The organism is Tessaracoccus luoxuelianae, from assembly GCF_055326245.1.
Genome location: NZ_JBUZNO010000004.1, coordinates 321,193 through 340,843 on the forward strand (window position 1 = coordinate 321,193; position 19,651 = coordinate 340,843).

Genomic DNA, 19,651 nt, shown 5'->3' on the forward strand with positions numbered 1-19,651 from the left:
GCGACTCGCCGACGATTTCCCGGCACGTCCGGGGGTCGGCACTATGGAGGTCCTTCCCCCAAGTCCTCCGAGAGGAGCCCCGAAGCATGAGTGTCGCGGTTATCGCAGTCCTGTTCGCCCTGGTCCTGGCCGTTGGCCTCCTGGTGGTGGTCGCCGTCTCGGCCGGGCACCTCGAGGTGAAAGAGCCCAAGCTCGGGCGGGTGATCGACGAGGCCAACCGTCACCTCAACGGCACGGGCGAGGTGCCGAAGTTCCTCGAGAGGCTGGATAACAGGGTCGGCTGACCGCCTCGCTAGGATGACCCCGTGGATTGGTTCTTCTGGGTCATCATCGCGATCGTCGGCTTGGCGGTCCTCATCGGCGGCATCGTCGTCACGCTGGACAGGCGCCGGCAGCTCGAACACCAGCAACGCCCCGAGCTGGCCGAGCCGGACCGCGAACCGGATGTGGTTCTGGCGCCGGAGGTTGAGCCGGCAGCTCCGGAGCAGGTGGCTGTCGAACCGGTGGCCGTGGAGCCCGCCGTTGTTGTGCCGGAGTCGCCGGTCGTCGAGGTGTCCCGTGCACCGTCCCTGGAACGGCCCGAGGCCCCCGCATCCCGTTGGGCCCGCCTCCGTCGTCGGTTGTCGAGCAGCAACAATGCGTTGGCCCGCGCGCTGGCCGATCTTCTCTCCGTGGACCGGCTCGACGCGGACACGTGGGATGACTTCGAGACCACGCTCATCACCTCGGATCTCGGGGTGGGCCCGGCCACCGAGCTCACCGAGGCGCTGCGTCGCCGGCTGGCGGTGGACGGCGTTGCTGATCCGGCTTTGGCTGAACAGGTGCTGCACGACGAGCTCCTCAAGCTCGTCGACCCCTCGTTGGACCGTAGCCTCAACCTCACCCCCGGCAAGCCCGGAGACCCGGCCGTCGTGCTCGTGGTGGGTGTGAACGGGACTGGCAAGACCACCACCGTCGGCAAGTTGGCCCGTGTGCTGGTGGCCGAGGGGCGCACCGTCGTCCTCGGGGCGGCCGACACGTTCCGCGCCGCCGCCGCGGAGCAGCTGGCCACCTGGGGCGAGCGGGTGGGCGTGGAGACGCTGCGCGGTGACGAGGGAGCGGACCCGGCCTCGGTGGCGTTCGACGCCGTGGCCGCAGGCGTCGAGCGAGGCGTGGATGTGGTGATCGTGGACACCGCCGGACGCCTGCACACCAAGACGGGGCTGATGGACGAGCTCGGCAAGGTGAAGCGCGTCATCGAGAAGAAGGCGGCCGTCACCGAGGTGTTGCTCGTCCTCGATGCCACCACCGGCCAGAACGGCATGACCCAGGCCCGCATCTTCGCCGAGGTGGTCGACGTCACCGGCATCGTCCTGACGAAGCTCGACGGGTCCGCCAAGGGCGGAATTGTTGTCCAGGTCCAACGGGAACTCGGCGTGCCGGTGAAGTTGGTCGGCCTGGGTGAGGGAGTCGACGACCTGGCGCCGTTCGAGCCGGGGGGATTCGTCCAAGGAATCCTCGGCCGCTAACTTTTGTCCACATTTCCGGGGCGACACGAGCCGACCTAACGTTGGTCAATAGCCCAGACATCTGGGATCGGCAACGATCATCACATGATCGAAGCGAGCCACCTGACGAAGACCTTTGGTCGCAGGACCGTGGTCGACGATCTCAGCTTCAGGGTTGATCCCGGAGTGGTCACTGGTCTGCTCGGCCCTGACGGCGCGGGCAAGACCACCACGCTGCGAATGATCCTGGGCCTGGAGCGCCCCACATCCGGATCTGCACTGATCAACGGGCGCCCCTACTCGCAGCTGGAGCGCCCAGACAACTCAGTGGTCGCCATGCTCGGCGGTAAGTGGCTGAGCCACGGATGGATCGGAAGATTCCGTCGTCGGCAGGCAGACGGCCCGGTCCCCGCCGGCCTGAGGAGGAGGGCCGGCATGGCTGAGGCTGCGCTCGCTGATCCGGATCATTACCTGTTCGACGAGCCGTTCGCAGGCTTGGGACAGGAGGATGCCCGCTGGATGAGGCAGTCGCTCAGGCGGCTCGCCGCGCAAGGGAAGGCAGTACTCGTGACCGGCCACTCGCTGGCCGAGATGGCCCAGGTGGCCGACAACCTGCTCGTGCTGGGCAACGGGCGGCTGATGGCCGCCACGTCGGTGGACGAGTTCATCATCAGCAGTGGTGGCCCGGCGGTTCGGGTCCGGGCGCAGCGCCAGGCCGAGCTGTACGACCTCCTTCTTGGCATGGGCGCGCGGGTGACACCCCGCATCTCAGATCAGGGCGTCTTGCTGCTCGTTCACGGGCTACCGATCGCCCGGGTCGCAGAGGCTGCGGTCAACTTCGGCATCCTGGAGTTGATCGAAGAAGATGCCACGCTGGAACGCGCACTCCTGGAGAGGTCCGGGATGAATGTGCCCACCGTCGGCACGCTCGCCAGGGGTGGGATCACCTGACCGAGGGCGGGTCCAACTCCGCAAGGTCCACCACGCCGAGCTGGATGGCCCGCACCAGGATCTGGGTGCGGGACTTGAGCCCCATCTTGTCGCCGATGTGAGACAGATACTGCTTGATCGTTCCCTCTGAGACGAACATCTTCGTCCCGATCTGCTGGTTCGTCAGTCCTTGGGCCAGCCATCGGAGGAGTTCTCTCTCACGCGGGGCCAGCCCCGGGTCGGCTGGGACGGAGGGCGCCTCCGGCGCGTCCTTCACGTTGGAGACGAGTTCCTTGCGCACGGCGGCGGAGAGAGGCATGTCTCCGTCGATGGCCTGATCGATGCCTGTCAGGAGGGCTGGCCCGCCGGCGTCCTTGAGGAGGTAGCCGGAGGCACCGGCCCGCAGCGCGGCCACGATGTACTCCCGCGTGCCGAACGTGGTCAGCGCGACGATGCAGGCCTTGGGCCATTCGCGGCAGATGTCGCGGGTGGCCTCCACCCCGGACTTCTCGGGCATCTGCAGATCCATCAGGACGACGGAGGGGCGGAGGCGCCGGTAGGCCGTCACGGCCTCTTTGCCATCGCGCGCCTCACCCACCACCTCGTAGTCGCTGTGGCGTGAGAAGAAGGTCCGGTAGGCCTCGCGGACCATAGGGTCGTCATCCACCACCAGGATGCGGCGCACAATGTTCATTGCCTTACCCTAACGGGGTGTGGCCGCTCCATTCCCCTCGGGGACGGCCGATAGTGAACTCTGGCCATTAGTCAGTGTTGGAATTGGCGAGAGGACGGTTGACTATGGGGGAACATGACGTTCTTCAGCGCAAAGGACATTCCCATGAAGCTCCGCCCACTCATCGCCGGTCTGATCCTGACCGTCGCGATCGCCCCCACCGCCATGGCCGCCCCCAAACCAGCTCCGGCGCCTCAGCCCGTGGCAGGATCCAGCAGCACTGTCACCCCGCAGTTCATCTGCCACATCTGGCCCTCCTTGGCCTTCTGCCACCGCTGAGTCGCGGCGTTGACGCAGCGCTGATCGCCTCAGCCGGCCTACCGGTACGATCGAGCGCATCCTGAGCCTGATGGAGCGGTCTGTCACGTGAGTCGTTCCACCGATCCCCGTGGGGGGGGCCTCAACCTCGCAAAGTACATCGTTGCTGCCATGGTGTTGTACGGGTCGTTCAGCACCCTCCTCGCGTGGCAGAGACTGGGCTGGCACACCGCGGTTTCTCCGATTGCCCAGATCACGGAAGGCCTCGCCTGCGTCCTGGTGCTGTGGCGCCCGCGCGCCGGGCTGGCCATCGTGCTTGTCCCGCTGGCGCTGACGCTCACCTTCGGCACAATGGAGGCCGATCTTCTTGCCATTCTTCTGGTTCCCGCTGCCTTCGCGGCCATGTCTCGTCCTCGTGAGGCGGCTGGCGTCGCGGGGCTCTTCTTCAGTTACGCGGCTGCCAGGAGCCTCCAGGCGGCGGAATGGGAGGTCGGGGCCTCCTACCTCATCCTCCTGATTCCCAGCCTCACGGCAGGGCTGTTGCTTCGGGCCATGCTGATCGCCAGGCGCCGCGGGCAGGGCCGCGTCCAGGTGATGGGGGAGGACGCGAGGCGGATCCGTAGCGAAGAGCGGGCTCGGCTCGCGGCCGAGCTGCGGACCCTGGTGTCGGCACGGCTGGCGGACAGCAGCGGCATCCTCGCCGCGGCATCGCGACTCACTGATCCCGACCAGATGCGCACGGCCATCGCCCGGGTGAACGCGGCCTGCCTGGGGGCGTTGGTGGAGGTTCGTGCACTCGTAGGGATGTTGCGGGAGGATCCGACCACAGACGGTCACGACGAGGCGATCGCCCGTCCCGCCGTCACCACCGCGGTGTCCCGGCTCCGCGAGCGGCTGGAGGCGCGCGGCGTCCGCGTCATCATCGAGGTACCCGCGGAGGCGGACCTGGCCACTCGAGTCACCCAGTCCACCGTGATCAGGGTGATGGACGAGATCGCGGACGACGTCGTCGCGGGCGGCGTCGCCGGCGCGGAGGTGACGGTGAAGGTTGAGCGACGACGAGGTTGGATGAGTCTCGAGGCCCTGTACCCGGATGCCCCCGGCTCCCTGGGAGGCCATGAGGGTCGGATGGACCGGCTCCGCCAACGGGCCGAGACGCTGGGCGGGAGCCTGAGGAATGAGGCGCAGGGTGGTGTGCGGCACCTCCACCTCGAACTCCCCCCAGCCGTCGATCCCCCCGCGGGGAGGGGGGGCGACGTGGCGTTGACAGTGTGGCGGCGTCTGGTGACCGCGGCGGCCGCGCGTGGTCTCCTCACAATGGCGTTGACCATCGGCGGCTTGAGGGCGGGTGCGGGACTCGCCGAGGCCTTCGCTGCCGGAGAGGTCAGGTGGGACGCCCTCTGGGAGGTGGCCGGCTTCATCGCCGCCGGCCTGATGCTGTGGTGGCCCGTCGTGGGCGCGCTGCCCGCCGCGGCCGCCACGGTCGGTTTGCTCTACACCGCGCACTCCGACGATCTGGCCCTTGCCGCCATTCTCCTGGTGGCCTGCTGGCACGCTGCCCACGTGACTCACCGTCGGGCGGCCATCGCGCTGGGATTGGTGGCCTCGGGAGCGTTGGTCATCGCGACGGTGGCCGACGTGGGGGCTATGCGCGAGCGGGCCATCGTCGCTGCCGTCATTCTTCTCGTGCTACCGACCCTCATCGCCACGCGCCACTTCCTGATCACGCGACGCACCCAGATCGAGGAGATGGCGGGGCTACGACGCACCACGGAGGGCATCCGCAACGAGGAGCGAAACCTGCTCGCGCGCGAGCTGCACGACGTGGTGGCGCACCACCTCTCGGTGGCCACGCTGCAGTCCATGGCCTACGGCGAGAGCGACAACCCCGATGAACTCCGCACTGCACTGACGCGGATGGAGCGGTCGACGAAGGGGGCGGAGGAGGAGATGGAGCTGCTGAGCAGCATCATGGCCGAGACCGGGGGAGAAGAGACCGGCATCGCCCTGGTGCGCCCCACCACGGTGGTCGGCTTCCTGGCCGAGACCCTGCGGGACAACGGATTCCGAGTCTCCGTCTCTGTGGATCCGCTCTCGGATGAGCTGCCCGCACCAACCCTGCGTACCCTGACCCGCGTCATGCAGGAGTGCGTGACCAACATCCTGCGCTACGGTCGCCGCGACGGGGCGTGCACCCTGACGCTCGACGTCGGCACCCACGAGGTGACGCTGCGGATCGCGAACGCGTTACCGGCCCGGCGTCGGAGCTCACCGCTCTCGCTGGGCTATGGCCTGGCGGGGATCCGCGAGCGGGTCGACCTGCTGGGAGGCCGGTTCGCCGTCACCGCAGATGCGGGCACCTGGGTGGTCGAGGTCGCGCTCCCGCGGGACGGTTGATCCTCGGCGGACCGGGTCAGACCGCGGCCCCGACCGCGGCAACCAGGGCGTCGGCGCTTCCCTTCGCATCCCCGAACAGCATCGCCGTGTTCTCGTTGAAGAACAACGGATTCTCCACGCCGGAGTAGCCGGCTCCCATGGAGCGCTTGAACACCACCACCTGCCGCGCCTCCCACACGTGCAGGACCGGCATGCCGGAGATGGGCAGCCCGGGCTCCATGGCTGCCGGGTTGACCGTGTCGTTGGCGCCGATGACCAGTACCACGTCCGTGCGCGGGAAGTCGTCGTTGATCTCGTCCATTTCAAGGACGATGTCGTAGGGAACCCTGGCCTCGGCGAGGAGCACGTTCATGTGGCCGGGCAGGCGCCCAGCAACGGGATGGATCGCGAAGCGCACTGTCTTGCCCTGCGCGATCAGCCGCCGCGTCAGCTCGGCGACAGGGTGCTGGGCCTGCGCGACCGCCATGCCGTAGCCAGGCGCGATGACCACGGAGTCAGCGTCGCGGAGCCACCCGGCCACTTCCTCCGCGTCGGCGCTGATGGCTTGACGTGGGTTGCCGTCGGCGTCCAGGAGCGCCACCTGCGTGCCGGTGGAGTCCGCGGTGCCGAAGCCGCCCAGCAGGACGTTGGCGATCGAGCGGTTCATGCCGCGAGCCATGACGATCGAGAGGATGATGCCCGACATGCCGACGATGGTCCCCGCGACCACGAGCAGATCCGATCCGATCGCAAATCCTGAGAGAGCGCCCGCCCAACCCGAGAAGGAGTTGAGGAAGCTGACCACGACGGGCATGTCCGCACCGCCGATGGCCATCACCATGATGATCCCGACCACATAGCCAAGCACGTGGGTGATGATCAGCGCCCAGAGATTGGGGCTGGCCAGGTGCCATCCCAGCGATCCGAGGAGACCTACTCCCAGGATGGCCATGACCACGCCGCGGGCAGGCACCGTCAGCGGTTTGGAGGTGATCCTCCCGCCGAGCTTCCCGAAGGCGACCACCGACCCGGAGAAGGTGAGCGAGCCGACGAAGACCGCGAGCCAGACCTCAACGCCGTGGACGATCTGGTCCGTGAGGACGGGATAGTTGTCCACACCGAGGGAGGCGTTGATGCCGACCAGGGCGGAGGCCTGCCCACCGAATGCGTTGAACAGCGCGACCAGGCCCGGCAGCCCCGTCATGGCCACGCGCGCCGAGTACATGAGCCCGACGGCGAAGGCGATGACGAGCCCCACGGCAAGCAGGATGAAGCCGGTGGTGTCCCACCGCTGGGCGAACGTGTGGATGATCGTGGCCACCACCGCGAGGGTCATGCCGACCATGCCGTAGACATTGCCGCTGCGCGCGGTCTCCTGCTTGCCCAGCCCGACGATCCCCAGGATGAACAGGAGGGCGGCGGCGATGTAGCTTCCGAAGACGATGTTGGACAGCATTTGGTCAGCTCCTCTGGAACATGGCGAGCATGCGGTGGGTGATGGAGAACCCGCCGACACAGTTGATCCCGGCCAGGACGATGGCGACGAAGGCGAGGAGTTGGACGTGCAGCAGGTCCGAGGTCAGCTGTGTGATCGCGCCGACGATCGTGATGCCTGAGATGGCGTTGGACACGCTCATCAGTGGCGTGTAGAGCGCCGGCTGTACACCCCAGATCACGTAGTAGCCCACCACGCAGGCGAGGCCGAACACCAGAATGCTGGACAGGAATCCGCCCGGGAGAATCAGTGTCAGAAGCAGCCACACCCCCACCGCGAGCAGCACGCCGCGGAAGCGGGACCACTGGTCCGGTGGTGGGGGCGGAGCGGCGGGCGCAGCCGGGACCACCGCGTCGGCGGCCTTGACCGGTGCCACCGACACTTCGATCGGCGGGGGCGGGAACGTGACCTCCCCGTCGCGCGTCACCGTCATCTGGCGGTGGACCTCATCGTCGAAGTCCAGCTGGGCGACGCCGTCCTTGCCAGGGGTGAGCAGTTTCATGAGATTGACGACATTGGTGCCGTAGAGCTGCGAGGCCTGCCCCGGGAGCCGGCTCGCGAGGTCTGTGTACCCCACGATGTGGACCCCGCCGTCGGTCACGTAGGACTCACCCGGCCGGGTCAGCTCGCAGTTTCCGCCGCCGCTGGCGGCCAGATCCACGATCACGCTTCCGGGGCGCATCGAGGCGACCATCTCCGCGGTGATCAGCTTGGGTGAGGGTCGCCCCGGGATGGCCGCGGTGGTGATGATGACGTCAACGTCCCGGGTCTGCTTCGCGTACAGCTCCGCGGCGCGCGCGGCGTAGTCGGCAGTGGTGGCCTTCGCATATCCGTCGGATGAGATGCCTTGATCTGTCGCCGCGACGGCCAGGAATCTGCCCCCCATGGACTCCACCTGCTCGGCGGTCTCCGGCCGCACATCGGTGGCGGTCACCTCGGCGCCGAGGTTACCTGCGGTCCCGATGGCCGCCAGGCCCGCGACACCGGTACCGATGACGAACACCTTCGCCGGAGAGACCTTGCCTGCGGCGGTGACCTGTCCGGCGAAGAAGCGGCCGAACTCGTGACCGGCCTCGATGACTGCGCGGTAGCCGGCGATGTTGGCCATCGAGCTGAGCGCGTCGAGCGACTGCGCGCGGGAGATGCGCGGCACCATGTCCATCGACAGGGCGGTCACTCCCCGGGCAGCCAGTGCCTCCACAAGGTCAGTGCCGGTTCGCGGATGCAGGAAGCCGATCAGCAGCTGGCCGGGGTGGAGCCGCTCCAGCTGGGCAGCCGTCGGCTCGCCGACCATGGCGACAATGTCCGAGGACCAGGCTGTCTCCGGGCCGACGACGGCCGCACCGGCCTCCGCGTAGGCGCTGTCCGGCAACGCGGCCAGCATGCCGGCCCCGGTCTCCACGGCCACGTCGTAGCCGAGCTTCAGCAGAGCCGACACCGTGACCGGTGTCGCGGCCACCCGCGTCCCTGGGGACTCATTGGGAATGCCGATCCTCATGCGTGGGGTCCTTTCGCCGGTGCCGGTGCGATCCTCAAGGGAGCCTAACGGTCCGGCGCCAGGAAGTCCCGGCTGGGGGTGCCTGGGGCGCCGGGCGCGCTGAACCTGGCCGCCTCGCCTATCCTGGTGCGGTTCACACATCTTCGAAGGGCTCAGATCAGTGTTCGACACTCTGCAGGACCGGCTGTCGTCGGTATTCAAGGGGTTGCGCTCCAAGGGGCGGCTCACCGAGGCCGACATCGACGCCACGATGCGCGAGATCCGCATCGCGTTGCTCGAGGCAGACGTCAACCTGGGGGTCGTCAAGGAGTTCGTCGCGGCGGTCAAGACGCGCTCCCTCGAGGCCGAGCTGTCCAAGGCGCTGAACCCTTCTCAGCAGATCATCAAGTTCGTCAACGAGGAGCTCGTCAGCATCCTCGGGGGCGAGGCGCGGGCACTCAGGTTCGCCAAGCGCCCGCCCACGGTGATCATGCTGGCCGGCCTCCAGGGAGCAGGCAAGACAACCCTGGCCGGCAAGCTGGCCAAGTGGTTGAAGTCTGAGCAGCACACACCGCTGCTCGTGGCGGCGGATCTTCAGCGGCCCAACGCGGTCAACCAGCTCCAGATCGTGGGTCAGCGCGCCGGGGTCCACGTGTTCGCGCCGGAGCCCGGCAACGGCGTGGGGGACCCCGTCGACGTGGCCCGGCGTGCCATTGTCCATGCAGAGGCGAAGCTCTACGACGTGGTGATCGTCGACACCGCCGGCCGGCTCGGCATCGACCAGGAGCTGATGCGTCAGGCGGCCGACATCAAGGCCGCGGTCAACCCGGACGAGACGCTGTTCGTGGTCGACGCCATGATCGGCCAGGACGCCGTCAACACCGCCAAGGCCTTCGACGAGGGCGTGGGCGTGGATGGCGTGGTCCTCACCAAGCTCGACGGCGATGCCCGCGGTGGCGCCGCCCTGTCCATCGCGCGGGTGCTCGGCAAGCCGGTCATGTTCGCCTCCAGCGGCGAGGGCCTGGCGGACTTCGACAGGTTCCATCCGGACCGGATGGCCTCTCGGATCCTCGGCATGGGCGACGTCCTCACCCTGATCGAACAGGCGGAGAAGACCTTCGACGCCGACGAATCGCGCGCCGCGGCCGAGAAGTTGATGGGCAGGAACAAGTTCGGCCTGCAGGACTTCCTGGGTCAGATGCAGCAGCTGCGCAAGATGGGCCCCATGTCGAAGATCCTCGGCATGCTGCCCGGCGCAGGTCAGTTCAAGGAGGCCATCAACGACATCGACGAGAAGGAGATCGACCGCATCGAGGCGATCATCTACTCGATGACGCCGAAGGAGCGCGACGACGTCTCCATCCTCAACGGTTCGCGCCGCTCCCGCATCGCCAAGGGTGCGGGAGTCCAGGTCTCCGAGGTCAACAAGCTGGTCAACCGCTTCGTCGAGGCCCGCAAGATGATGGAGGCCATGGCCGGCGGCGGCATGCCCGGGATGGGAGGCATGCCGGGGGCGCCCGCCATCGGGGGCGGACGCCGGGCCCAGCAGAAGAAGCAGCAGCAGAGGAAGCAGCAGCGCAAGGGCCCCAAGGGCGTGCGCCAACAACCCGCGCAGCAGCCGCAGATCCCGCAGTCCCTCGACGACTTCCAGTTGCCGCCGGACCTGCAGAAGATGTTCAACGAGAACAAGCCGAAGTTCTAGGAGTCACCATGGGGGCAGCGCTCCATCTCACAGGGACCTTCCTCCCCGATGAAGAACCGCGGGAGGCGTGGATCGCCGACGGCGTGATCTCGCACGAACCGGTCTCGGGGGCAGACACCGTCGCCACGGACGCCTGGGTGATCCCCGGGCTGGTCGACGCCCACTGCCACATCGGGCTGGGACCCCAGGGTGCCGTCAGCGCGGAGACGGCGCGGGGCCAGGCGGAGACGGACCTGGCGGCGGGCACCATGCTCATCCGCGACGCCGGCTCTCCGTCGAACACTCGGTGGATGCAGCAGGCCCCCGAACTGCCGCGGCTGATCCGTTCTGGGCGACACGTGGCGAGGCCGCTGCGCTACATCCGCTATCTCGGCATCGAGGTCGAGCCGGAGCAGCTCGTCGAGCAGGTCCGCCATGAGGCGCGAGACGGCGACGGGTGGGTCAAGCTGGTGGGGGACTGGATCGAGCGCTCCGTCGGCGACCTGGCCCCCCTGTGGCCGGCCGATGTCGCGGCCGCGGCGATCGCGGCCGCGCACGAGGAGGGCGCGCGCGTCACCGCACACTGCTTCGGCGAGCAGTCGGTCCACGAGCTGGTCGAGGCCGGCATCGACTGCATCGAGCACGGGACCGGGCTCTCCGATGAGGGGATCGCGCGGATGGCGGAGCGGGGCACGGCGCTGGTGCCAACGATGATCAACCTGGACAATTTCCCGCGATACGCCACCCCCGCCCGCGAGAAGTTCCCCAGCTACTACACGCACATGATGGACCTCTATGCCCGGCGCAAGCAGACCATCGGTGCGGCCATCGAGGCAGGTGTCTCGGTGTTCGCCGGAACCGACGCGGGCACCGTCGTCGAGCACGGCCGGATCCGCGACGAGGTGGAGGCGCTGGCCGAGCTCGGCGGCACCGAATTCGCGCTCGGTGCCGCCAGCTGGCGCGCCAGGGCATGGCTGGGTGCCGACACCCTCACGCCGGGGGCAAGCGCCGATCTCATCGTGCTCGACGCCGATCCACGGGAGGACCTCACCACCCTCCGTCGTCCTCTCGCGCTGATCCTGCGGGGCAGGATGGTCGGCTGACTGGGTAGTCTGGCGGCTGACCGAAGGAGGCCCAAGTGTCCGACCCCAGCCAGTCGTTCCCGCCGCCCAGCGTGGAGCAGCGCTCAGCCGATCTGCCTCAGCCCGCATCGCCCCCCAAGCCGCCAGAGCCGCAGCCGCCGCGGCAGCCGGCCGGTCCGCAATTTGCGCCCGCGCCGAAGCAGCCGAGCGGGTTCGGGCGCGGGTTCGGCATCGGAGCCGGCATCGGACTGGGCCTCGGGGCGGCGTCCCTGCTCATGGCCGTGGTGCTCGGCGCCATGACGATCATCGGCTCCCTCACCCTCGTGTCGACCGCCAGCGGCGTCGCCACCACCCAGCTGGCCACCATCTGGGGCGACGGGAGCCAGAGCCTCCGCGCCATCCCGGTATCGGGGCCCATCATGGCCGACGCGTCGGATGGTGCCCTGCTCAGCGCGGGATCGTACGGCTACGAGATCGCCTCCCAGCTCGATGAGCTGACGGTCGACGACGCAGCCGGCGTGGTGCTGCTCGTCAACACCCCGGGAGGGAGTATCGCGGGCTCGCGCGCCGTCAGTGACGCGGTGGTGAGATACCAGGAGCGCACCGGGCAGAAGGTCCTGGTCCATGTGAGTTCCATCTCGGCCTCGGGCGGGGTCTACGCGACGGCGCCAGCCGACGAGATCATCGTCGATCACGGTGCGCTGGTGGGCTCCATCGGGGTCATCTTCGGCCCGTTCGACCAGTACACGGACGTGATCGCCACCAGCGGGACCCTGTTCGAGTCCGGTGTGACCACCACTGGAGGCATCACCAGTGAATACCTGTCGCAGGGGGAGGGCAAGGACTTCGGCAACCCCTTCCGTCCGATGACCGACGAGGAGCGCGCCATCTACACGGCGGGCCTCGCCACCGAGTATGACGCCTTCGTGGCGCACGTCGCGCAGCACCGTGACATCACCGAGTCCGCGATCCGCGATCAGATCGGGGCGCACCTCTATGATTCGGAGCGCGCGCAGGAGTACGGGCTGATCGACGGCGTGTTGGGACGCGACGAGTTCTTCAGGCATGCCGCGGAGGCCGCGGGGCTGGATCCGGAGGACACCCGAGTCGAGGCCGTCCGGCAACCGAGCTCGTGGGAGGTGTTCCTCGGGGTGGAGCGACCGTTCGGGGCTGCGCCGGCGGTGCTGACCGGGGAGGGCATCGTGCCCGCGCTCAGCCCCGCTCTCTGTCGTCCCTCCCAGCCGTTGGCGCTTGCGGGAAGCCTCGAGGTCTACTGCGGCTAGGTCAGCCCCAGCCCAGTGAGTGCAGGGCCTCTTCGTCGATGCCGTGATAGTGGCCCAGCTCGTGCACCAGGGTGATCCAAACTTCGTCGTAGAGTTCGTCGGCTGTGCGGCACATCCGGCTCAAGGGTCCGCGGAAGAGGACGATCCGGTCCGGCAGCTGCCCGTAGCCGTACTGGTCGCGCTCAGTCAGCGCGGTTCCCTCGTACCAGCCCAGCGAGTCGGAGCCGTCCTCCGGTTCGTCCTCGACTACGAAGATGAGATTGTCCAGGCCGGTGACCAGCTGCTCGGGGAGGGCGTCGAGGGCCTCCTCGACAACCGCGTCGAAGTCGGATTCGGAGATGTCCACGGCTCCGATGCTACGTGCCGGCTGCGCCGAGGATTGGTCGTCGCGCGCTGATCTGGCACAATGTCGGGTGCACCTCTTTGCCCGGGCCCTCTCATCCGAGCGTTGAGGCCCCTAGGTTTGTCCGCGCCGTGCCCCACACGTCGAGGGCGTCCATCCACATCGTCTGCTGGCAGACGCTTTCATCAACAGGAGAACCCACACCCGTGGCCACCAAGATTCGCCTTAAGCGGCTCGGCAAGATTCGCTCGCCCCACTACCGCATCATCGTCATCGACTCGCGCGCCAAGCGTGAGGGTAAGGCCATCGAGGAGATCGGCCTGTACCACCCGAAGAATGATCCGTCCGTGATCCGCGTCGACTCCGAGCGTGCCCAGTACTGGCTCTCTGTCGGCGCCCAGCCCACGGAAGCCGTCGTCGCGCTGTTCAAGCGCACCGGAGACTGGCAGCAGTTCTCCGGCGATAAGTCCCCGTCCGGTGTCGATCCCCAGCCTGAGCGGCGGGACCGTGAGGCCGAGTTCGCCAAGGCCCTGGCCGAGGACAGCGGCGCCACCTCACCCGCCATCTCCAAGGCGAAGAAGAAGGCCGACGAGGCCGCTGCGAAGGCCGCGTCCGCCGAGGCTGAGGCCGCTCCGGCCGCCGAGGCCGAGGCTCCTGCCGAAGAGGCGTGAGCGTGCTCGCCGAGGCACTTGAACACCTCGTCGCTGGGATCGTCTCGCATCCTGACGAGGTGAGTGTCAAGGACAAGGACCTGCGCCGCGGACGCCTTCTGGAGGTGCGGGTGCACCCGGAGGACGTCGGCAAGGTGATCGGCCGCCAGGGTCGCACCGCGCAGTCCCTGCGCACCGTGGTCGCGGCGCTCGCCGGCAAGGAGAGCGTCCGCGTGGACTTTGTGGACGTGGACCGACCCCGTCGGCCCTGACCATCATGTGAATCGATGCCCCGGCACCCCCACGGGTCCGGGGCATCGTCATCCCCGCACGAGGCGGGCTGAGTGAAGGAGAACCCCGTGCAGGACATGGTGGAGGTGACCGTCGGCAGGATCGGCCGTGCGCACGGCCTGGGCGGCGAGGTATTCATCGACCTGCGGACCGACGAGCCCGTTCGACGTTTCACGGCCGGCGCCACACTGCTCCTCGGGGACACGGGGCGCAGCGTTGAAATCGCCACGGTGCGGTGGAACCGGGGACGGCTGATGCTGACCTTCGCCGGGTACCCGGACCGGACGGCCGTCGAGGCGCTCACCGGGCAGGTGCTGGCCACGCGAGTTCCTGCCGAGGAGCGCCCCAGCGAGCCCGAGGAGTTCTTCGACCGACACCTGGTGGGGCTCAGAGTCCTGGACCACACCGGCAGCCAGGTGGGCACCGTCACCGATGTGCTGCATCTCCCCGCGCAGGATGTGCTGGAGGTCGCCGTCGACGGCGGGGAGCGGCTGATCCCGTTCGTCGCCGCACTGGTGCCCGAGGTGGACCTCGCCGCCGGTCACGTGCGGCTCGCGGAGGTCGGCGGCCTCCTCGAGGACATCGAATGAGGCTCGACGTCGTCACGATCTTCCCGGAGTACTTCGCGCCTCTCCGCCTGAGTCTCGTGGGCAAGGCCATCAGCTCAGGTCTGGTCGATCTGGCGGTCCACGACCTCCGCCAGTGGACACATGACCGTCATCACACCACCGACGACACCCCCTACGGCGGGGGTGCGGGCATGGTGATGAAGCCCGAGCCGTGGGGGGAGGCGTTCGACGCCCTTGAGGTGGCGTCGCCGCTGCCGATGACGGTGGTGGTGCCCACGCCCGCCGGCACCCCGTTCACGCAGGCCACCGCCTACGAGCTGGCGTCACGGGAGAGACTCGTCTTCGCGTGCGGTCGCTATGAGGGCATCGACCAGCGGGTGATCGACCACTGCGCGGAGCGCTATGACGTGGTGGAGGTCTCGCTCGGCGACTACGTCCTCAACGGCGGAGAGGTGGCCACCCTGGCCATCGTCGAGGCCGTCGTGCGTCTGCTGCCCGGCGTCCTAGGGAACCCCGCCTCGCTGGTGGAGGAGTCACACTCGGATGGCCATCAGCGCCTGCTGGAGTATCCCAACTACACCAAGCCGCCCGTCTGGCGGGATCGTGCGGTCCCGGCGGTGTTGCTGAGCGGCCATCACGGCCTCATCGAGGAGTGGCGACGTGAGCAGGCGGTCCGGCGGACGATCGAGCGCCGTCCGGACCTGCTCGCTGACGACATTTCGTGAGCGAATCGGCACGTAAATGGCCTAGCTAATCGCGCCTTCGGTAACCGAACCCCGATGCCCGCAGGCTTGCTGGTTTGGCTACAGTGGGGTCCGTGGCAACAACACTCACCATTCATCAACGGGCGTTGCGAAGCACGGTCGTCAAGAAGGTCATCATGGCAGTGACCGGCTTGATCATGATCGCCTTCCTCCTCGTGCACATGTACGGCAATTTGAAGATGTTCCTCGGTCCCGAGGCCTTCGATCACTATGCCCACTGGCTGAAGGGGACCACCGAAGACGGCGGAATCCTTTATCCCGTCCTTCCGGCCGGATGGTTCATCTGGATCTTCCGGTCCGCCCTTGTCCTCTCCGTGATCCTTCACATCTGGTCCGCCTACACGCTCTCCATGGAAACGCGTCGCAACCGTGGCACGAAGTACGTCAACAGCCAGAAGAAGGTGCAGACCTACTCCTCGCGCACCATGCGCTGGGGCGGGATCATCGTCGCGGCGTTCCTCATCTTCCACCTCATCCAGTTCACGATCGTGCCCGGATCCTTCGGCGGCAGCGCCGACGAGCCGCACACCATGGTGCTGGCAGCGTTCGAGCAGTGGTGGATGGTGGCGCTGTACGCGGTGTGCATGGTGCTCATCTGCATGCACATCCGCCACGGCTTCTGGAGCGCCTTCACGACGCTGGGCGGCAACACCAGCGCCCAGACCCGTTCAGTGCTCAACGCCCTGGCCATGATCGTGGCCGTCGTCCTCTTCGTCGGCTTCATGATCATGCCTCTGGCCGTTCTCTTTGGAGTTGGTATCTGATGACCGCAACCACCACCGCTCCTGCCGTCAGCACCCAGCACTGGGTCGAGGGCGCGGATATCGCAGACACGAAGGCGCCCACCGGCGTCGACATCGACAAGGTGTGGAAGACCCGGCAGTTCCAGGCCCGCCTGGTGAACCCGGCCAACCGCCGCAAGCTCAGCGTCATCATCGTCGGTACCGGCCTTGCCGGCGGCGCTGCTGCCGCGACGCTCGGCGAGGCGGGCTACAACGTCCTCAACTTCTGTTACCAGGACAGCCCTCGTCGCGCCCACTCGATCGCGGCTCAAGGTGGCATCAACGCCGCCAAGAACTACCGCAACGACAACGACTCCACGCACCGCCTGTTCTACGACACGGTCAAGGGTGGCGACTACCGCGCCCGCGAAACCAACGTGTATCGGCTCGCTGAGGTCTCGGCCAACATCATCGACCAGTGCGTGGCCCAGGGCGTCCCCTTCGCCCGCGAGTACGGCGGCCTGCTGGACACCCGCTCGTTCGGCGGTGTGCAGGTGCAGCGCACCTTCTACGCCCGCGGGCAGACGGGTCAGCAGCTCCTCATCGGTGTCTACCAGCAGCTGGAACGCCAGATCGCGGCCGGCACTGTCAAGATGTACGCCCGCCACGAGATGGTGGAGATCATCGTCGTCGACGGTCGTGCCCGCGGCATCGTGACCCGCAACATGATCAACGGCAAGGTCGAGACGTGGACCGCTGACGCCGTCGTGCTCGCCACCGGCGGCTACGGCAACGTCTTCTTCCTCTCCACCAACGCCATGGGCTGCAACGTGACCGCCACGTGGCGTGCCCACCGCAAGGGCGCCTACTTCGCCAACCCCTGCTACACGCAGATCCACCCCACCTGCATCCCTGTGCACGGCGACACTCAGTCCAAGCTCACGCTCATGTCCGAGTCGCTGCGCAACGACGGCCGCATCTGGGTGCCGAAGCGGGCCGAGGATTGCGCCAAGGATCCCCGGCAGATCGCCGAGGAGGATCGCGACTACTACCTGGAGCGGATCTACCCGGCGTTCGGCAACCTGGTTCCCCGCGACATCGCTTCCCGGCAGGCCAAGAACATGTGCGACGAGGGTCGCGGTGTGGGTCCGGCCGTCACTGAGCGCGATGCCGACGGCACCGAACGCCAGGTCCGCCGTGGCGTCTACCTCGACTTCTCCGATGCGATCAACCGCATGGGCCAGAAGACGGTGGAGAACAAGTACGGCAACCTCTTCGACATGTACGCGCAGATCACGGGTGAAAATCCCTACGAAACGCCGATGCGCATCTATCCGGCTGTGCACTACACCATGGGCGGTCTCTGGGTGGATTACGATCTGCAGTCGTCCATCACCGGCCTGTACGTCACCGGTGAGGCCAACTTCTCGGACCACGGCGCCAACCGCCTGGGTGCCTCGGCGCTCATGCAGGGCCTGGCCGACGGCTACTTCGTCCTTCCGAACACGATCAACGATTACCTGGCCGACGCACCGTTCGACAAGGTCGCCGATGATCACCCCGCCGTCGTCGAGGCGCGGGAGTCTGCCCAGGAACGGATCGACACGCTGCTGTCCATCCAGGGCACCCGGTCGGTGGACTCGTACCACAAGGAACTCGGCCACATCATGTGGGAGTACTGCGGCATGTACCGCACCGACGAGGGCCTGAAGAAGGCCATCGGCCTCATCCAGGACCTCAAGGCCGACTATTGGAAGAACGTGCGCGTCACCGGCGTCAACGAGGACTTCAACCAGGCCCTCGAGCGCGCGGGTCGCGTGGCGGACTTCTTCGAGCTCGGCGAACTCATGTGTGTCGACGCCCTGCACCGGCGTGAGTCGTGTGGCGGTCACTTCCGCGGCGAGTCTCAGACCGAAGAGGGAGAGGCGCTGCGTCACGACGACGAGTACCTCTACGTCGGCGCCTGGGAATGGGGCGGCGAGGGCGGCAAGCCCGTGCTGCACCGTGAGCCGCTGATCTACAAGGCAATCGAACTGAAGCAACGGAGTTACAAGTGAAGCTCAAGCTACGTATCTGGCGTCAGGCCGGCCCGGGTGCAGCCGGCCGGATGGTCGAGTACGACCTGGACGGCGTGTCGGACGACATGTCCTTCCTGGAGATGCTTGATCTGCTCAACGAGAACCTCACCCAACGCAACGAGGAGCCGGTGGCCTTCGACCACGACTGTCGCGAGGGTATCTGCGGCATGTGCGGCGTCGTCATCAACGGCATCGCCCACGGCGCCCCGGAGGGTGTCCGGACCACCACCTGCCAGTTGCACATGCGCTCGTTCGCCGATGGGGCCACCATCGACATCGAGCCGTGGCGGGCGGGCGCCTTCCCGGTGCTGAAGGACCTCGCTGTCGACCGCACCTCGTTCGACCGGATCATCCAGGCCGGCGGTTTCATCTCCTCCAACACCGGCTCGGCGCCGGACGCCCACGCCACTCCCGCCCCGAAGCGGGAGGCCGACGTGGCTTTCGACAATGCCACCTGCATCGGTTGTGGCGCGTGTGTCGCGGCCTGTCCCAACAGCTCCGCCATGCTCTTCACCGCGGCGAAGATCATGCACCTGGCGATGCTGCCCCAGGGCCAGCCCGAGCGGTACCGCCGGGTGAAGTCCATGGTGGCGCAGCACGACGAAGAGGGCTTCGGCAACTGCACCAACATCGGCGAATGCGCCGCGGTGTGCCCCAAGGGCATCCCGCTGGAGTCGATCTCGGCGCTCAACAGGGACCTGATCTCCGCCATGTTCAAGAAGGACGGGAAGTGAGTTTCTGCCGCTGAAAGCGACAGAAACTCAGGTTGAGTAAGGACGAGCCGCCAGGCGAGTCCGCATCGAGACAATCGCGAGGGGCCCGGGCACTCAGCCCGGGCCCTTCGTGATGCTCAGTCCACCTCAGTCGCCGCTCTGGAGGCAGGGGAGAGGGGCGAATTTTCCGGCCTCGTCGTCGTCTGCCATAATGACTAGTCGTTGCCCATACCCGGGCAGCCCGGATTCGTCGCAGCTCCTGCCACTGGGGGACTGTCTGTGGCCGTCCGGTCAGATCAAACCGCGGTGACCTGTGGCACTGACGGAAGGGTTCACACATGACCAACCAGCTGATCCAGCAGGTCAACAAGGCCTCGCTTCGCGACGACATCCCGGACTTCCGCGCCGGTGACTCGGTGAAGGTGCACGTCAAGGTCGTCGAGGGCGCGCGATCCCGCGTGCAGGTCTTCGCGGGCGTCGTCATCGCACGCAACGCCGGTGACGTCCAGGAGGCGTTCACGGTCCGCAAGGTGAGCTTCGGCGTCGGCGTCGAGCGCACCTTCCCGCTGCACAGCCCCATCATCGAGAAGATCGAGGTTGAGCGCCGTGGAGACGTGCGTCGTGCCAAGCTGTACTACCTGCGCGGCCTCCGCGGCAAGGCCGCCAAGATCAAGGAGAAGCGCTACTGATCGCTCACTCCCTTCGAGCAATGCAACCGC

20 protein-coding genes are annotated in these 19,651 nt (G+C 67.4%); 16 read left to right on the top strand and 4 right to left on the bottom strand.

Annotated features, from left to right (window positions below):
• Nucleotides 1-86: 86 nt before the first annotated feature.
• From ACZK39_RS08330 to ACZK39_RS08340, 3 genes are all read left to right on the top strand, one after another.
• Nucleotides 87-284 carry a hypothetical protein gene (locus ACZK39_RS08330; RefSeq protein WP_182799421.1) on the top strand — a complete coding sequence of 66 codons (198 nt, stop codon included), beginning with the start codon at nucleotides 87-89 and terminating at the stop codon, nucleotides 282-284.
• A gap of 21 nt (nucleotides 285-305) precedes the next feature.
• Complete coding sequence (ftsY, locus tag ACZK39_RS08335; protein WP_463613052.1) at nucleotides 306-1,508, top strand: signal recognition particle-docking protein FtsY; 1,203 nt, start codon at nucleotides 306-308, stop codon at nucleotides 1,506-1,508.
• 84 nt (nucleotides 1,509-1,592) lie between these two features.
• Nucleotides 1,593-2,438 (top strand): ATP-binding cassette domain-containing protein, encoded by an 846-nt coding sequence (locus ACZK39_RS08340; protein ID WP_463613053.1) that lies wholly within the window; start codon nucleotides 1,593-1,595, stop codon nucleotides 2,436-2,438.
• Here the strand turns inward: ACZK39_RS08340 and ACZK39_RS08345 are convergent.
• Complete coding sequence (locus ACZK39_RS08345) at nucleotides 2,431-3,111, bottom strand: response regulator (RefSeq protein ID WP_182799423.1); 681 nt, start codon at nucleotides 3,109-3,111, stop codon at nucleotides 2,431-2,433. The genes ACZK39_RS08340 and ACZK39_RS08345 overlap by 8 nt on opposite strands.
• Nucleotides 3,112-3,255: 144 nt before the next feature.
• Here ACZK39_RS08345 and ACZK39_RS08350 point away from each other — a divergent pair, with 144 nt between their 5' ends.
• Both ACZK39_RS08350 and ACZK39_RS08355 read left to right on the top strand, forming a co-directional pair.
• Nucleotides 3,256-3,429, top strand: a complete 174-nt coding sequence (locus ACZK39_RS08350) for a hypothetical protein (RefSeq protein ID WP_463613054.1) — start codon at nucleotides 3,256-3,258, stop codon at nucleotides 3,427-3,429.
• A gap of 150 nt (nucleotides 3,430-3,579) precedes the next feature.
• The gene (locus ACZK39_RS08355; protein ID WP_463613055.1) at nucleotides 3,580-5,805 is read left to right on the top strand and encodes a sensor histidine kinase; all 2,226 of its coding nucleotides are present in this window, start codon (nucleotides 3,580-3,582) and stop codon (nucleotides 5,803-5,805) included.
• Nucleotides 5,806-5,821: 16 nt separating this feature from the next.
• Here the strand turns inward: ACZK39_RS08355 and ACZK39_RS08360 are convergent, their stop codons facing one another.
• Nucleotides 5,822-7,240: an NAD(P)(+) transhydrogenase (Re/Si-specific) subunit beta gene (locus ACZK39_RS08360; RefSeq protein WP_182799426.1), complete on the bottom strand. Its 1,419-nt coding sequence runs from the start codon at nucleotides 7,238-7,240 to the stop codon at nucleotides 5,822-5,824.
• A gap of 4 nt (nucleotides 7,241-7,244) precedes the next feature.
• On the bottom strand, nucleotides 7,245-8,777 hold the full coding sequence (locus ACZK39_RS08365; RefSeq protein ID WP_463613056.1) for a Re/Si-specific NAD(P)(+) transhydrogenase subunit alpha: 1,533 nt from the start codon (nucleotides 8,775-8,777) through the stop codon (nucleotides 7,245-7,247).
• Between the two features lie 160 nt (nucleotides 8,778-8,937).
• Between ACZK39_RS08365 and ffh the strand changes: the two genes are divergently transcribed.
• The 3 genes from ffh to ACZK39_RS08380 are packed head-to-tail and all read left to right on the top strand — an operon-like array spanning nucleotide 8,938 to nucleotide 12,802.
• Nucleotides 8,938-10,458, top strand: coding sequence for a signal recognition particle protein (ffh, locus tag ACZK39_RS08370; RefSeq protein WP_463613057.1), 1,521 nt, complete (start codon nucleotides 8,938-8,940; stop codon nucleotides 10,456-10,458).
• An 8-nt stretch (nucleotides 10,459-10,466) separates the two neighbouring features.
• On the top strand, nucleotides 10,467-11,540 hold the full coding sequence (locus ACZK39_RS08375; protein ID WP_463613058.1) for an amidohydrolase family protein: 1,074 nt from the start codon (nucleotides 10,467-10,469) through the stop codon (nucleotides 11,538-11,540).
• A 35-nt stretch (nucleotides 11,541-11,575) separates the two neighbouring features.
• The gene (locus ACZK39_RS08380; protein WP_182799430.1) at nucleotides 11,576-12,802 is read left to right on the top strand and encodes a S49 family peptidase; all 1,227 of its coding nucleotides are present in this window, start codon (nucleotides 11,576-11,578) and stop codon (nucleotides 12,800-12,802) included.
• A gap of 1 nt (nucleotide 12,803) precedes the next feature.
• Here ACZK39_RS08380 and ACZK39_RS08385 read toward each other — a convergent pair whose 3' ends face one another.
• A complete protein-coding gene (locus tag ACZK39_RS08385; RefSeq protein WP_182799431.1) occupies nucleotides 12,804-13,148 on the bottom strand; it encodes a metallopeptidase family protein in 345 nt (114 codons plus the stop codon).
• A gap of 203 nt (nucleotides 13,149-13,351) precedes the next feature.
• Here ACZK39_RS08385 and rpsP point away from each other — a divergent pair, with 203 nt between their 5' ends.
• The 8 genes from rpsP to rplS all read left to right on the top strand — a co-directional run bounded on the left by rpsP (nucleotide 13,352) and on the right by rplS (nucleotide 19,621).
• Complete coding sequence (gene rpsP, locus ACZK39_RS08390; protein WP_182783747.1) at nucleotides 13,352-13,816, top strand: 30S ribosomal protein S16; 465 nt, start codon at nucleotides 13,352-13,354, stop codon at nucleotides 13,814-13,816.
• Nucleotides 13,817-13,818: 2 nt separating this feature from the next.
• Nucleotides 13,819-14,067 carry an RNA-binding protein gene (locus tag ACZK39_RS08395; protein ID WP_182783749.1) on the top strand — a complete coding sequence of 83 codons (249 nt, stop codon included), beginning with the start codon at nucleotides 13,819-13,821 and terminating at the stop codon, nucleotides 14,065-14,067.
• A gap of 72 nt (nucleotides 14,068-14,139) precedes the next feature.
• A complete protein-coding gene (rimM, locus tag ACZK39_RS08400; RefSeq protein ID WP_459054681.1) occupies nucleotides 14,140-14,676 on the top strand; it encodes a ribosome maturation factor RimM in 537 nt (178 codons plus the stop codon).
• A complete protein-coding gene (trmD, locus tag ACZK39_RS08405; protein ID WP_182799432.1) occupies nucleotides 14,673-15,380 on the top strand; it encodes a tRNA (guanosine(37)-N1)-methyltransferase TrmD in 708 nt (235 codons plus the stop codon). Before rimM ends, trmD begins: the two co-directional genes overlap by 4 nt.
• Before the next feature lie 155 nt (nucleotides 15,381-15,535).
• A complete protein-coding gene (locus tag ACZK39_RS08410; protein WP_370586086.1) occupies nucleotides 15,536-16,183 on the top strand; it encodes a succinate dehydrogenase cytochrome b subunit in 648 nt (215 codons plus the stop codon).
• Nucleotides 16,183-18,198: a fumarate reductase/succinate dehydrogenase flavoprotein subunit gene (locus tag ACZK39_RS08415; RefSeq protein ID WP_463613059.1), complete on the top strand. Its 2,016-nt coding sequence runs from the start codon at nucleotides 16,183-16,185 to the stop codon at nucleotides 18,196-18,198. Before ACZK39_RS08410 ends, ACZK39_RS08415 begins: the two co-directional genes overlap by 1 nt.
• Entirely contained in the window at nucleotides 18,195-18,953 is a 759-nt protein-coding gene (locus tag ACZK39_RS08420; RefSeq protein ID WP_182783755.1) for a succinate dehydrogenase/fumarate reductase iron-sulfur subunit, read from the top strand. The genes ACZK39_RS08415 and ACZK39_RS08420 overlap by 4 nt, the downstream gene beginning before the upstream one ends.
• A 317-nt stretch (nucleotides 18,954-19,270) precedes the next feature.
• Nucleotides 19,271-19,621, top strand: a complete 351-nt coding sequence (gene rplS, locus ACZK39_RS08425) for a 50S ribosomal protein L19 (protein ID WP_182799434.1) — start codon at nucleotides 19,271-19,273, stop codon at nucleotides 19,619-19,621.
• Nucleotides 19,622-19,651: the final 30 nt, after the last annotated feature.

Bases quoted from the DNA above. Each gene is read 5' to 3' on its own strand.
- ACZK39_RS08330 (WP_182799421.1), top strand. From the start codon at position 87: ATGAGTGTCGCGGTTATCGCAGTCCTGTTCGCCCTGGTCCTGGCCGTT.
- ACZK39_RS08340 (WP_463613053.1), top strand. From the start codon at position 1,593: ATGATCGAAGCGAGCCACCTGACGAAGACCTTTGGTCGCAGGACCGTG.
- ACZK39_RS08345 (WP_182799423.1), bottom strand. From the start codon at position 3,111: ATGAACATTGTGCGCCGCATCCTGGTGGTGGATGACGACCCTATGGTC.
- ACZK39_RS08350 (WP_463613054.1), top strand. From the start codon at position 3,256: ATGAAGCTCCGCCCACTCATCGCCGGTCTGATCCTGACCGTCGCGATC.
- ACZK39_RS08355 (WP_463613055.1), top strand. From the start codon at position 3,580: ATGGTGTTGTACGGGTCGTTCAGCACCCTCCTCGCGTGGCAGAGACTG.
- ACZK39_RS08360 (WP_182799426.1), bottom strand. From the start codon at position 7,240: ATGCTGTCCAACATCGTCTTCGGAAGCTACATCGCCGCCGCCCTCCTG.
- ACZK39_RS08365 (WP_463613056.1), bottom strand. From the start codon at position 8,777: ATGAGGATCGGCATTCCCAATGAGTCCCCAGGGACGCGGGTGGCCGCG.
- ACZK39_RS08375 (WP_463613058.1), top strand. From the start codon at position 10,467: ATGGGGGCAGCGCTCCATCTCACAGGGACCTTCCTCCCCGATGAAGAA.
- trmD (WP_182799432.1), top strand. From the start codon at position 14,673: ATGAGGCTCGACGTCGTCACGATCTTCCCGGAGTACTTCGCGCCTCTC.
- ACZK39_RS08410 (WP_370586086.1), top strand. From the start codon at position 15,536: ATGGCAGTGACCGGCTTGATCATGATCGCCTTCCTCCTCGTGCACATG.
- ACZK39_RS08415 (WP_463613059.1), top strand. From the start codon at position 16,183: ATGACCGCAACCACCACCGCTCCTGCCGTCAGCACCCAGCACTGGGTC.
- rplS (WP_182799434.1), top strand. From the start codon at position 19,271: ATGACCAACCAGCTGATCCAGCAGGTCAACAAGGCCTCGCTTCGCGAC.